Raw genomic sequence first — 247 nt, 5'->3', positions numbered from 1 at the left:
CCGGCGCCCCGCCCGGCGGCGCGCTCAACCTGGGCCTGTTCGGAGCCCCGATGGCAGCACCCGCGACCGAGGCGGCGGCCGCGACGACCGCAGTGGTCGACCGTCCGATCTGGCTCGACCCCGAGGATCTGGCCAAGTGCAACGACTGCGCAACCTGCTACCAGGAGCTGCCGCAGCTGTTCGAGAAGGCCACGATCGTCGTGGACGGGAGTCCCCGCACGGTCGGCCGGATGCGGCCCGACGCCCT

General features: G+C 73.3%; 1 protein-coding gene. It reads left to right on the top strand.

Annotated elements, in window-relative coordinates; all coding sequences use genetic code 11:
* Nucleotides 1-50: 50 nt before the first annotated feature.
* The coding region (locus BN358_RS10335) for a hypothetical protein (RefSeq protein WP_157593317.1) at nucleotides 51-247 on the top strand (197 nt) is incomplete at its 3' end.

The sequence above is a fragment of the Sedimentibacter sp. B4 genome (assembly GCF_000309315.1).
Lineage (GTDB): Bacteria > Bacillota > Clostridia > Tissierellales > Sedimentibacteraceae > Sedimentibacter > Sedimentibacter saalensis.
The sequence above is the reverse complement of the archived record's forward strand: the minus strand, read 5'-3'. Positions and strand labels throughout refer to the sequence as shown.